We start from the raw sequence: 12852 nt of genomic DNA on the forward strand, positions 1-12852 counted from the left end.
TATGAAAACCGGTTTCAATACTTATATAGGAAAGCATTTTGTCGCGCTGGTGGCAGTATTGGCGCTTACAGTTGGTTGTAGTTCCAGCCATAAGCCTGCGCCGGTAAAATCTGCTGGTAAGTACTCGAAGCAAAATTATGGCCAATTAAAAGGCACTACTTATAAAGTTAAACCCGGCGATACCCTCTTTGCAATTGCATTTCGCACCGGCAAGTCATACAAGGATATCGCCGTATACAACGGAATCAAGCCCCCATATACCATCTTCGTCGGACAAACCCTAAGGCTGACGCCATCAACATATAATGTTGCTGGAACCGGTTCCAAAGCAAAAAACACTGCCTCGGCCAGCAAGAAGCAGACCAAAAAAGTAAAAAACACCGCTAGTACAAAAAAACAAAAAAATTCCAAAAAAACACTTGAACAGCAAAAAAGAAAGGAATACGCTGAAAAAACTAACAATAAAAAAGCAAATACAGCCAACGCATTTCCGGCAAAAGTTTCCACATGGCAATGGCCAACGTCGGGGAAAATCATTCAAGGGTTTTCTTCTTCCGAACAAGGAAACAAGGGAATTGACATCGCGGGCAAACGAGGTCAGGTTGTTAAAGCTGCCGCTAACGGTAAGGTGGTATACGCCGGTAGCGCACTCCGTGGATACGGTAAGTTAATCATCATCAAACACAATGAAGATTATCTTAGCGCTTATGCACACAATAATAAGCTGCTAGTTAAAGAGCAACAGACGGTTAAAGTGGGCCAGCAAATCGCTGAAATGGGAAGTACGGGCACAACGAATGTTCGACTTCACTTTGAAATTAGGTACCGGGGTAAGTCCGTAAATCCAATGCGTTACTTACCTAAAAAATAACCGAAAACAGTAGCCTGCTACTGTCCTATGTTAGGGAGAACTGCTATGAATCTCACTAAGCAAGATCTTGATACGACTGCTGAAGATCTTAACACTTTAACAACTAAAAAACCGCGTAGAAAAGCGGTAAAAGCAAGCAAAGATGATGACGTGCTAGCGGCATCTGAAGCTAAAAATCTTGACGCAACTCAACTCTACCTTGGCGAAATTGGCTTTTCACCGCTGCTTACTGCAGAGGAAGAAGTATACTATGCCCGCCGCGCCCTTCGTGGTGATGAAGTCGCCCGTAAACGCATGATTGAAAGTAATTTACGCTTAGTCGTAAAGATAGCTCGTCGCTATAACAATCGTGGTTTAGCCTTATTAGACTTAATTGAAGAAGGTAACTTAGGGCTGATCCGTGCGGTTGAGAAGTTTGATCCTGAAAGAGGCTTTCGTTTCTCTACTTACGCAACGTGGTGGATCCGCCAAACCATAGAGCGTGCCATCATGAACCAAACGCGCACTATACGTTTGCCAATTCATGTAGTGAAAGAGCTTAATGTTTACCTTCGTACAGCCAGAGAACTTGCCCATACTTTAGATCACGAACCAACCGCTGAAGAAATTGCAGAAAAACTCGATAAACCGGTAGAAGACGTCAACAAAATGCTGCGTTTAAATGAACGCATCAGTTCAGTAGATACGCCATTGGGTGGAGACTCTGACAAAGCATTATTGGACGTTATAGCAGATGAAAAATCCGGTGGTCCAGAGTCATCTACTCAAACAGATGATATCAGTTCAAGTTTAGTACATTGGCTGGAAGAGCTAAACGCCAAGCAGCGCGAAGTACTTGCCAGACGATTTGGCTTATTGGGTTATGAAGCATCTACTTTAGAAGACGTAGGTCGCGAAATTGGTTTAACCCGTGAGCGCGTTCGTCAGATTCAAGTTGAAGCCCTGCGTCGGTTAAAAGATGTATTGACGCAACAAGGTTTGAACATCGAAGCCTTATTCCGTGAATAGACGCTACAGTATTTGTTCTTCCTAGCTAGCCACAGCTCGCAAAATCGGTCCCAACCAGTTTGAGGCCGATTTTTTTTGTTATACAGTTTACCTACTACCACAATTAATGGTCGTTGGATGTTAGTGAACACAGCGTCATGGGCTATGCTTGGCAAAAGTACACCTTGAGCGGTAAGGTGAGAAACTGTCATACTTTTGTCATCAAGTTAGCTTTCCTGCCTTTTACCTGTTTTCGTCATATTGGATTTGAACTCAAGACAAAAGTCGCGGCAATACTTCTAACAATGGAGTTACCATGAGTAACCAAGCTATACCTGATGCACCATACAAAGTGGGCGCTATGGATCGTTTTTTAAATTTCATAGAGCGCGCTGGCAATAAAATTCCGGATCCTGCCATCTTATTCTTTTGGGCTTTAATTTGTGTTTGGCTCGCCTCAGCCCTGTTGTCCCATGTGACGTTTGATTTAATTAATCCCCGCACGGGGTCCGAGCTAGAAATCGCCAACCTTCTCACTGGTGAAGCGTTAGCGAACTTCTTGGCTAATATGGTCACAACCTTTACGGGTTTTGCGCCTTTGGGCATAGTGCTGGTAGCGATGCTTGGAGTGGGGGTCGCAGATTCATCGGGGTTTATCACCACAGGATTAAAGAAAATGCTGGCGGTAACCCCGGCTAAGTTATTAACGCCAATGTTGATATTGGTGGCGATTGTTTCTCACACTGCTGCTGATGCTGGTTACGTATTAGTGATCCCGTTGGGTGGAATTATTTTCCATGCTGCGGGACGCCATCCCTTGGCGGGGATTGCGGCAGCTTTTGCCGGCGTATCAGGTGGCTTTTCTGCTAACTTTATCCCTTCGGGCATTGACCCTTTGCTCGCGGGGTTCACGCAAACGTCCGCACAAGTGCTCGATCCTGATTATATTGTTAACCCGTTGGCGAATATTTATTTTACTGGCTTGTCTTCTTTCGTGGTGGTGATCATTGGTTGGTTTGTGACTGAGAAAATCATTGAGCCACGCTTAGCTGCTACACCTGTAGATAAAGACGCTGAAGAAGTGCCAGACTTAGGAGCCATGTCGACGCAAGAGTCAAACGCATTTAAATATGCGATGTTAGCAATGCTAGCCGGTATTGCGGTACTGATTTTTGCCATTATTCCAGAGTCTTCTGCATTGCGCTCTCCTGAAGGTGAACTCACCGCGTTTTCTGCGCCACTGATGAAATCGATTGTGCCCCTTATTTTCATTTTATTTATTATTCCGGGAGTGGTTTACGGCCGCGTAGTGGGTAAATTTAAGCGTAGTAATGACATTATTAAAGCCATGTCAGATACCATGGGCACTATGGGTTCTTACATTGTCATGTCGTTTTTTTGCGCGCAATTTCTAGTGGCTTTTGGTCAGTCTAACATCGGGACTATGCTGGCGCTCTATGGCGCGGAAGGTTTAAAAGCGTTAAACCTTCCTGGGCAGGCAACGGTTGTCGGAATGATACTCCTGACAGCGATGGTGAATCTGTTAGTGGGTTCTTCTTCGGCTAAATGGGCGTTGATTGGCCCGATTCTTGTCCCTATGCTGATGGCGGTGGGCATTTCTCCCGAGCTTTCTCAAGCGGCGTACCGCGTAGGGGACTCGGTCTCTAACATTATTTCCCCTCTGATGGTGTTTTTCCCATTAGTGGTGGTGTACTGTCAACGATACGTAAAATCGACAGGGATTGGGACCCTGGCGTCTATGATGATGCCATTTTCCATTGCGATGTTGATAGGTTGGTCCTTGTTCTTGTTAGCTTATTGGGCGTTGGAAATCCCGCTTGGATTTGCCGCACCTTACACTTACTCCATGTAAAGCTTACTGGCTTGATTGAGTTGTCTTGCTCACGGGTCTGTTAGCGTGCAGACCCGTAAGCGTATATTTGAGTTGAGTTTATATCTGAATATATGGGAATCATGTCTTACCAACCGTTTCAGCCAGTGCTTACCTCAGATGCTTTATACCATGCAGGGATCCAATTGCACTGGCAGCGGCCCAGTGGGGCTCTCGCCACAAGAGTGTATGCCTGGTTGCAGCTTGAAGTTACGCAAGCATGTGATTATCAGGTAGTTCCTGATGCCTGTATTTCGCTCTTTTTCTCCCCTCATAAGGTAATGGTGGCGGGCACACAAAGGCAACTTCGGCGTTTTACCTTCCCTTATGCTGGCCAATACTTTGGTATTGCTTTTTACCCCGGAGCTATCAAGGATTTTTTTCGAGTTGACTTAACCGAAGCCAAAGACTGTTTACTCGGGGACGATTTTTTGCCTGCGGCGCAATTGCGTGATTTACACCATCAATTATACGAAGTTACTGAGTTTGAACAACGCGTACAAGCGTGCGAGCGCTGGGCAATATCCCATTTGACGTTGAGTGACCATTCAGGCAAAGCTTTGTTTGAGCACGCCGTGGGGCTAATGTCTTCGCGACGAGACCGTGGCACTCCGGCGCAGCTTGGCGTAGCCAAATTGGCTGATCAGCTGGGCTACTCAAGGCGCCACCTTAATCGAGTCTTTCAACGTTTTTCTGGGTTAGATTGTAAAGGCGTGAGTCAAATCCTACGTCGTCAAGCTGTGTTACAGCAGCTTTACCTTGGCCATGCGCCGGATGCTCAATTTGCCCTCGACCACGGTTTTTGCGATCAAGCCCATTTGATAAACGATTTTAAACAGGCCTGTCGCACTTCTCCTAAACAGTTTATGCAGCAATTAACAACCGGTTAGTTGGTTGTGATAAACAATCAATAACCGATGATAGTGTGCCGCAATCGTGTTAGCTGTAAACACTGGCTTATCTCATGTGAGCGCTTGGTCATTATCTTACCATTTCTTAACCTAACTCGATGTCCCATTTTTACAATTAATAATGCCGATAAACCTGCATCCTTCTCACGTATCTTTTGAACAGGAGTTAACGATGCAGTTTTGCCAACAAACCATTCAAGCTATGGCTAAGGATGAATATTTTGGTCCCGGTAACGCGCAGTTACCCAAAGGCCAAATGCTGATGATAGATGAAATTAGCCACATTTCTCGCAGTGGTGGGCGTTATCAACAGGGCCAAGTGATCGCACAATTTAAAATACGGCCTGATTTTTGGTTTTTTGATTGCCACTTTCAAAACGATCCCGTGATGCCTGGTTGTTTGGGATTAGATGCAATGTGGCAATTGTTGGGCGTTTTTCTGGGGTTTTGCGGTTTGCCTGGGCGCGGCAGAGCCATAGGGGTAGGAAACGTTCGCTTCAGTGGACAAATATACCCTCGTCATGAAGTCATTGAGTATCGGCTGGATATAAAAAGGGTGTTTCAAAAACCACTGGCTTTAGCTTTAGCTGATGGCGCGGTATATCAGCAAGGTAAGGCTATTTACCAAGCGCAAGACTTAAAAGTGGGGTTGGTACCGGCGTAATCACCTTCTACTCTTAAGTTGGCTGGCGCCAGGCGATAATGAGCAAACGGGCGTAGGTCGACAAACCTATGCCCGTTGCGCTTATAAAGCTTGTTTGAGCTGGTAAATCAAATCCAGTGCTTGCTTCGCACTTAGCTCGTCTGGGTTGGTTTGTGCCAACGCATGCAATACTGGGTGCGGTGGCTCATCAAATGGCAAGCTGGCTTGACCGCTTACTGGCTGTGCCTCAGGTGCTAACGAGGTAGTTTGCTGCGTTTCTAATTGTTGTAATTTACGTTTGGCTTGTTGCACCACATGATTGGGGACACCCGCTAAAGCGGCTACCTGCAAGCCGTAGCTCTTACTGGCGGCGCCTTCTTGTACAGTGTGCATAAAAACAATTTTATCGTCATGTTCTACCGCGTCTAAATGCACGTTTGCTAACCCGGGCATTAACTCTGGCAGCTGGGTTAATTCAAAGTAATGGGTGGCAAACAGGGTATAGGATTGAATCTTCATAGCCAGTTGCTCAGCGCATGCCCAAGCCAAAGACATACCATCATACGTGCTGGTACCACGGCCAATCTCATCCATCAACACTAAGCTTTGCGCGCTGGCATTGTGCAAAATGTTGGCTGTTTCTGTCATTTCCACCATAAAAGTTGAGCGCCCTGACGCTAAATCGTCCGATGCCCCGATACGTGTGAAGATACGGTCAACTTGACCAATCTCAGCACTTTGAGCCGGCACATAACAACCTATGTGTGCCATTAAAACAATTAACGCGATTTGGCGCATATAGGTGGACTTACCGCCCATGTTGGGACCGGTTACAATCAGCATTTTTCTGGCTGGGTTTAAATCGACAGGGTTGGCGATAAACGGGTCTTGATTGACATGCTCTACCACAGGGTGGCGACCGGCCTGAATATCAATGCCCTGTTGTTCACTCAATCTGGGTTTTACATAGTTTAAAGCTTCTGCTCGCTCGGCGAAATTCCCTAATACGTCCAACTCTGACAAAGACTGACAACATTGTTGCAGTTGAGTGAGGTGTGGCAGCAGTTGGTCGAGAATTTCTTCGTATAAACGCTTTTCTAATGCCAACGCTTTACCTTGGCTCATCAACACCTTGTCTTCATACGTTTTGAGCTCAGGAATGATGTAGCGCTCGGTGTTTTTGAGGGTTTGACGGCGTATGTAGTGCACCGGTACTAACTCACTTTGGGCACGACTTACTTCAATGTAATAGCCGTGTACCTTGTTGTACCCCACTTTGAGGGTTTGAATGCCGGTTTCTGATTTTTCACGGCTTTCCAGCTCTGCGAGGTAGTCGGTAGCGCCTTTTGATAATGCACGCCATTCATCTAACTCGCTATTAAAACCCGGGGCGATGACCCCGCCATCACGAATTAATACCGGCGGGTTATCAATGATGGCTTGGTTCAGTAACTCGGCTAACCCTGGAAAGAGATGAATGTGTTGCGCCAGTTGTTGTAGCAAGCTCTGCTCACTGCTGGCTAAGCATTGTTGCAGTTGTGGTAACAGATTGAAGGCATTTTTGAGCCTTTCGAGATCGCGCGGACGGGCGCTTTTTAATGCTAACCGTGCTATGACACGTTCAATGTCGCCGATTTGTTTCAGCAGCTCATCGGTTTCAAAGTATTGCCCTTGCTGTAACAAAGCTTCTACCAAACCTTGTCGTTGCAGAAGTTGCTGATGATCACGAATAGGCTGGTGGATCCAACGCTTTAACAAGCGGCTACCCATTGCGGTGGCGGTGTTATCGAGCACTTGAGCTAATGTGTTATCGAGTCCTCCCGACAAGTTTTGCGTTAACTCGAGGTTTTTGCGCGTGGCTGCGTCCAAAATCACCACGCTTTGGTTTTGCTCTAAATAGATAGAGTTAATATGGGGTAGGGCGGTGCGCTGGGTATCTTTGATGTATTGCAATAAGCACCCTGCGGCGGCCAAGGCCACTTCAGCTTTTTCGACGCCAAACCCGACTAAATCTTTAGTTTGAAACTGTTGGGTAAGGATTTTCTTCGCCGTACTTAACTCAAACTCCCATTCAGGCCGTCTGCGAATGCCTTTTCGCTGCTCGATGAGGTTAATGTGCTCAAAGCCTTCAGGGTAGAGTAATTCAGCGGGGTCTAGACGCTGTAGCTCGGCCAATATTTGCTCTTGATTAGCTAATTCATTTAGCGCAAAACGACCACTCGTAATATCCAGGGTAGCGAGACCAAATAGACCTTGATGGTGATATACACTGGAAATGAGGTTGTCTTGCTTATCTTGTAATAAGGCTTCGTCACTGACCGTGCCCGGCGTAATAATACGTACTATTTTTCGCTCTACTGGCCCTTTACTGGTGGCAGGGTCGCCCACCTGCTCACAAATAGCGGCAGACTCCCCCATGGCCACTAACTTGGCTAAATAGCCTTCCACCGAATGGTAAGGCACACCAGCCATGGGAATGGGTTGGCCAGCGGTTTGACCTCGTTTAGTTAAAGAAATGCCCAACAATTGTGCCGCTTTTTTTGCGTCATCAAAAAAAAGTTCGTAAAAGTCACCCATGCGATAGAATAATAGGATGTCAGGGGCTTCTTGTTTTAGCGCAAGATACTGCTGCATCATCGGGGTGTGTTGAGCGTTTTTTTTGCTATTGGCCATGGCTTTTCAATACGTTTTACGTTGCTAAAAGTTGCCGCCTAGCATAAAGGATCACCTTAATGAACGCCAAACAAAAGCCACCATTTAGTTACTGCACAATCTGTTCGCTTATTACTTGACCTTTAAAAAAACCTGCCACATTATGAGTGACCTCACACCTGAGCTTATATACAGTAAAAATTTTACTTGATACTGTATGAATCAACAGTATACTTAAGTCAATTATCATTTATCACCAAATTTCGATGGGAACGCATATGGATTCAAATAAAGAAAAAGCATTAGCTGCGGCCTTAGGCCAAATTGAAAAACAATTTGGTAAAGGCTCTATCATGCGCTTAGGCGATGGCGCTGCAGCCATGATGGACATTGAGTCTGTTTCTACTGGTTCTCTAGGTTTGGACGTTGCGCTGGGCATAGGCGGCTTGCCTTATGGCCGTATTGTTGAAATTTACGGTCCTGAAAGTTCGGGTAAAACTACGTTAACTTTACAAGTTATTGCGGAAGCGCAAAAGCAAGGTAAAACGTGTGCCTTTATTGATGCTGAACACGCTCTGGATCCTATTTATGCACGTAAACTTGGCGTAGACGTTGATAACCTACTGGTGTCGCAGCCGGATACAGGTGAGCAAGCCCTAGAAATTTGTGACATGTTGGTTCGCTCTGGTGCAGTTAACGTGGTCGTGGTCGACTCAGTGGCGGCATTAACACCAAAAGCCGAAATTGAAGGTGACATGGGTGACTCACACGTTGGCTTGCAAGCACGCTTAATGTCGCAAGCATTACGTAAGCTAACGGGTAATATTAAACAGACTAATTGTTTATGTATCTTCATTAACCAAATTCGTATGAAGATAGGTGTCATGTTTGGTTCGCCAGAAACCACAACCGGCGGTAATGCGCTGAAGTTCTACGCTTCGGTTCGCCTTGATATTCGTCGTATTGGCGCGGTGAAAGATGGCGACGAAGTCGTAGGTAACGAAACGCGTGTAAAAGTGGTTAAAAACAAGGTTTCACCTCCATTTAAGCAAGCCGAGTTCCAAATTCTTTACGGCGCGGGTATTAACAACCTGGCTGAAATGATTGACTTAGGCGTAAAAGAGAAACTGATTGAAAAAGCCGGTGCTTGGTTCTCATACCAAGGCGACAAGATTGGTCAAGGTAAAGCAAATGCTTGTAAATACCTGAAAGAGCACCCTGCCATTGCTGCAGAGATAGAAGCGTTATTAAGAGAACGTCTGCTACCACAAGACGGTGATGTTGTGGTTGATGAAAAAGATGAAGCAGAGCTTGCAGAATAACAGCGAAGCTACTTTTGCGCAGGTTTATACCTGCGCAATTAATATCATTACTCGGCGAGACCATGCTTTAGCCGAACTAAAACAAAAGCTTAACCAACGTGACTTTCCCGCTGAATTGATCAACCAAGCCATTACTCGCTGCAGTGAACAAGGCTACCTCGACGATCAACGCTATGCTTCCAGCTTTATCCGCGCCAAAATCAACAAAGGCCATGGCCTTAATCGTATTCGTAACGAAATTCGTTTTAAAGGGGTGTCAGAGCATGACTTGAATACCGCCCTCGCCGAACTTGAGCCAGACTGGTTTGAGCAAGCAAAACTGAGTTATCAGAAGAAATTTAAAGGCAGTGAAGTCGGAGATTATAAAGATAGGCAAAAGCGCCAACGCTTCCTTTTTCAACGAGGGTTTGATGGCGAACAGGTTCGTTATGCCATGTCTTCAGTTGAAAGCAATTGAATCCTAAAGTTTTATTTAACTTCTACGTATTAACTATCAAGCACAACTCCGCACTGTTTTCACTAACCTTTCAATCATTGATTGTTCACAAGAAGCCGTAGAATAAGGCGTGTTAGCGATATTACGTCAAGGAAATCAAGCTTGGTTCAAAAGCGTCGCTTTCAAATGCTCACAACTCATTGCAATTCAATGGGGTAGATTAAAGATTTATCATTTGTTGATGGTTTTATCTAAAGTATAATTTGCATCAAAAAAAACAAAAGACAATCGAGCATATCTTCATAATTTCAGATAGAATTCAAAAAAATGAAGAAGAAAGCGTCTCTCTCAAGATCAGCAACTGCAAATCTCACCTTTACGAAGGGATAACACAATAATGCATAATAAAAAAATACTGGCATTTTCTATACTGACTCTATTTGGCTGCGGTGAAAGCAGTGACAAGCAATCTCAAGAAGCACATGAAGCCCATGAAGGTGCTGATACATCTATACCATTGAAACAGGAGTTATCAGACCCTGAAAATATAGGTGAAGGCTCTGAATCACCATCGAAAGATCCCATTATCAACCCACCGGTAACTGTCCCCGGGGCTGACGATGGTCCAGAAAGAGCCCCAACATTTCCAATTACAGACGCGCCTGCTACCATTGCGCCAGTAGTGGCGACGCCAACGCCTGCCGCAGTCGCGCCAACGCCTGCCGCAGTCGCGCCAACGCCTGCCGTAGTTGCGCCAACGCCAGCAGTAGCGACGCCAACGCCAGCAGTAGCGACGCCAACGCCAGCCGTAGCGACGCCAACGCCAGCCGTAGCGACGCCAACGCCAGCCGTAGCGACGCCAACGCCAGCCGTAGCGACGCCGACGCCAGCAGTAGCGACGCCGACGCCAGCAGTAGCGACGCCAACGCCAGCAGTAGCGACGCCAACGCCAGTGATAACTTTACCCCCGGCACCGTCCCCAACATTAGCGGTGACTCCAGATCCTATTCCTGACAATACCGTTTTTAATGTACAAGATTACGGCATTCTGCCTTATGACGGAGAAGACGATAGCCTTGCATTAAGAAATTTATTAAACCTTCTATCTGCAGGCGATACCGTTCACTTTCCTAGTGGTGAATATATCTTTGAAAGCGAGGTGACCTTCCCTTATGGCTTTCCAAATAATATTAAGTTTACTGCTGACAATGATACATTTATCGCTAAAGTGATAAATCCTATCAGCCAAAACTTTTCCGGAAAGGCTCTTTGGAATTTAGAAGGGGTTGATAACTTTTCGATACAAAACTTCAAATTTAGAGGGCTAAACCCTTACTTGGATGTAGATGATCAAGTTGTAGAAAGTGATGGCTTGGTAATATCTGGATCGAATAATATCTTGGTAAAAGACAGTGAATTTTATGGCTTCAGAGATGCTTGTATTCGAATTTTGGCCAGTGATGCTGTAGTGCCCTCACAGAATGTTCAGATTAGTAATAATGTTTTTAAACATTGTTCTGCTGTCAAAGTTCGCTCTGAAGGAGCTGCTTCCTCGAGTGTCAAAAACCTTAAAATTGAGAAGAATTATTTTTTAAATGTACGTGTGGGCATAGATTTGAGTCCCACCGACTTATCATCAAACGCAGTAATCATTGACAATGTATTTGACACAATTAAAACGGACGCGATTGCTCTACAAGGTTTTGATTCTTTAACTGTTGAAGGCAACTTGATACGAGAAGCTAAAGCACATGCTATTCACTTGATGCCGTCTACTTTAGATGATGCGACTCAATATGGTTTATTTTCTATAAAAAACAACGCTGTTTTAGATTCTAAAAATGCAATAAGAATTAGAACATTTGAAGTAAGTAATGTACTCAACCCAGTCAATAGAGTTGAAGTTACGGGTAATTACTTTGAGAATATTCAATTAGCTTCAATTGTATCTGATTACAGGCAAGTTATAAGGCTTTACCCTTACGCTACTGACTTTATTGATGAGCTAGTTGTGAAAAATAACTCTTATTATAAAATCGATGAAGCGCAGGGAGGGGAGTTCATAAATACAAGTGTAGCGAATAAGGCGACAGTAAAACCTGATATTAGCGGGCAGAAAAATCAAATCAAGGACGAAAAAAGCTATGTCAGCTTACCTACTATTGATATGCCGTCGATAACTAAATCAGCTGTTTTATTTAAAGTTGATTGGGACAGGTTTTATCCGAGAGATTATCAATACGAAGTTCCTTATGAAAATAATATCGAATATTCAATAAGTAGGCTGAATTCGCCTGGATACTATAGAAAGGGTGGCTATGCTGCAGCATTTATGTTGAATGATATTAACGATCCAAAAGTCAATGGATCCTATAGAGTAGAGATAAAAGCTGACATTGATAAGTCTACAAACCCTATTCGTTGGTACTCTTTTTCAACAAGGCTACCTGGTGATTATTATGCAAGTAGTGGAGAAGAAAGTATATTTCAGGTTCACACTGCTCCTTCAGATAATGACTGGGCTAGAGCTATGTCACTTCCTTATGCTCTGACTACGTTTGAGGGTAACTTTCGGTTTTTTGTGTCTAAAACGCATCAAGATCCTGTAGAAAAAGAGTATTTTGATTTGGGTGTTTACGAGCGAAATACTTGGGTAGACTGGGTGGTCCAAGTACACCATGATACTCAGAATGGTTTCATCAGAGTTTGGAAGGATGGGCTGCAAGTTGTCGATTATAATGGTGGCGTTGGCTATCCTTTACTAGATGGTGCTCATAACCATTGGAGTTATCCTAAGTGGGGTATTTATCGTTGGGAGTGGGATAAGAACCCAGAAATAACCAGTCGGAAAGTATTTTTTGACCAAATAAAAGTAGGTTCGGAAAAAGCTAACTTAGCTATCATGCAGCCATAACTGCATTTGCCTAGCTGGGCAAACACTTTTGTTCAGCTAGGCTAAAAACCTGCAAAGGCGGTTAATAATAATGGGCGCTAGCTAGTCAATCAGGCAAACGCTAGAGATGAAAGACCATCACCTTATTGCTTCCAATGTTCGTCAGCTAGGCGTTGTTGATCAAATAGTTTTCAGTGCGACAAAGGCTCATGCTGTTCACATTTCAGACCGCTGATTTTCTTTCAG

The 12852-nt window shown here is 44.7% G+C and carries 9 protein-coding genes; 8 read left to right on the forward strand and 1 reads right to left on the reverse strand.

Annotated features, from left to right (window positions below; all coding sequences use genetic code 11):
- The first annotated feature begins 1 nt into the window (after window position 1).
- The 5 genes from D1Z90_RS17840 to fabA all read left to right on the forward strand — a co-directional run bounded on the left by D1Z90_RS17840 (window position 2) and on the right by fabA (window position 5324).
- Complete coding sequence (locus D1Z90_RS17840; protein ID WP_119912155.1) at window positions 2-871, forward strand: peptidoglycan DD-metalloendopeptidase family protein; 870 nt, start codon at window positions 2-4, stop codon at window positions 869-871.
- A gap of 45 nt (window positions 872-916) precedes the next feature.
- Window positions 917-1879: an RNA polymerase sigma factor RpoS gene (rpoS, locus tag D1Z90_RS17845; RefSeq protein ID WP_119912156.1), complete on the forward strand. Its 963-nt coding sequence runs from the start codon at window positions 917-919 to the stop codon at window positions 1877-1879.
- Window positions 1880-2174: 295 nt separating this feature from the next.
- Complete coding sequence (locus tag D1Z90_RS17850) at window positions 2175-3731, forward strand: AbgT family transporter (protein WP_119912157.1); 1557 nt, start codon at window positions 2175-2177, stop codon at window positions 3729-3731.
- 101 nt (window positions 3732-3832) lie between these two features.
- Window positions 3833-4639, forward strand: a complete 807-nt coding sequence (locus tag D1Z90_RS17855; RefSeq protein ID WP_158587182.1) for a helix-turn-helix transcriptional regulator — start codon at window positions 3833-3835, stop codon at window positions 4637-4639.
- Window positions 4640-4832: 193 nt separating this feature from the next.
- The gene (fabA, locus tag D1Z90_RS17860) at window positions 4833-5324 is read left to right on the forward strand and encodes a bifunctional 3-hydroxydecanoyl-ACP dehydratase/trans-2-decenoyl-ACP isomerase (RefSeq protein ID WP_119912159.1); all 492 of its coding nucleotides are present in this window, start codon (window positions 4833-4835) and stop codon (window positions 5322-5324) included.
- Between the two features lie 81 nt (window positions 5325-5405).
- Here the strand turns inward: fabA and mutS are convergent, their stop codons facing one another.
- On the reverse strand, window positions 5406-7976 hold the full coding sequence (gene mutS / locus D1Z90_RS17865) for a DNA mismatch repair protein MutS (protein WP_232525294.1): 2571 nt from the start codon (window positions 7974-7976) through the stop codon (window positions 5406-5408).
- A 257-nt stretch (window positions 7977-8233) separates the two neighbouring features.
- Between mutS and recA the strand changes: the two genes are divergently transcribed.
- The 3 genes from recA (at window position 8234) to D1Z90_RS17880 (ending at window position 12627) form a co-directional block, all read left to right on the forward strand.
- A complete protein-coding gene (gene recA / locus D1Z90_RS17870) occupies window positions 8234-9277 on the forward strand; it encodes a recombinase RecA (protein ID WP_119912160.1) in 1044 nt (347 codons plus the stop codon).
- Entirely contained in the window at window positions 9255-9734 is a 480-nt protein-coding gene (locus D1Z90_RS17875; RefSeq protein WP_158587183.1) for a regulatory protein RecX, read from the forward strand. Before recA ends, D1Z90_RS17875 begins: the two co-directional genes overlap by 23 nt.
- 376 nt (window positions 9735-10110) lie before the next feature.
- The gene (locus tag D1Z90_RS17880) at window positions 10111-12627 is read left to right on the forward strand and encodes a heparin lyase I family protein (protein WP_119912162.1); all 2517 of its coding nucleotides are present in this window, start codon (window positions 10111-10113) and stop codon (window positions 12625-12627) included.
- Window positions 12628-12852: the final 225 nt, after the last annotated feature.

It is taken from the genome of Motilimonas pumila (assembly GCF_003596335.1).
In the GTDB taxonomy this organism is placed as follows: Bacteria; Pseudomonadota; Gammaproteobacteria; order Enterobacterales; family CBDFNC01; genus Motilimonas; species Motilimonas pumila.

Coding starts and splice junctions, on each gene's coding strand:
- rpoS (WP_119912156.1), top strand. CDS start 917: ATGAATCTCACTAAGCAAGATCTTGATACGACTGCTGAAGATCTTAAC.
- D1Z90_RS17880 (WP_119912162.1), top strand. CDS start 10,111: ATGCATAATAAAAAAATACTGGCATTTTCTATACTGACTCTATTTGGC.
- mutS (WP_232525294.1), bottom strand. CDS start 7,976: ATGGCCAATAGCAAAAAAAACGCTCAACACACCCCGATGATGCAGCAG.
- recA (WP_119912160.1), top strand. CDS start 8,234: ATGGATTCAAATAAAGAAAAAGCATTAGCTGCGGCCTTAGGCCAAATT.
- D1Z90_RS17875 (WP_158587183.1), top strand. CDS start 9,255: ATGAAGCAGAGCTTGCAGAATAACAGCGAAGCTACTTTTGCGCAGGTT.
- fabA (WP_119912159.1), top strand. CDS start 4,833: ATGCAGTTTTGCCAACAAACCATTCAAGCTATGGCTAAGGATGAATAT.
- D1Z90_RS17855 (WP_158587182.1), top strand. CDS start 3,833: ATGTCTTACCAACCGTTTCAGCCAGTGCTTACCTCAGATGCTTTATAC.
- D1Z90_RS17850 (WP_119912157.1), top strand. CDS start 2,175: ATGAGTAACCAAGCTATACCTGATGCACCATACAAAGTGGGCGCTATG.
- D1Z90_RS17840 (WP_119912155.1), top strand. CDS start 2: ATGAAAACCGGTTTCAATACTTATATAGGAAAGCATTTTGTCGCGCTG.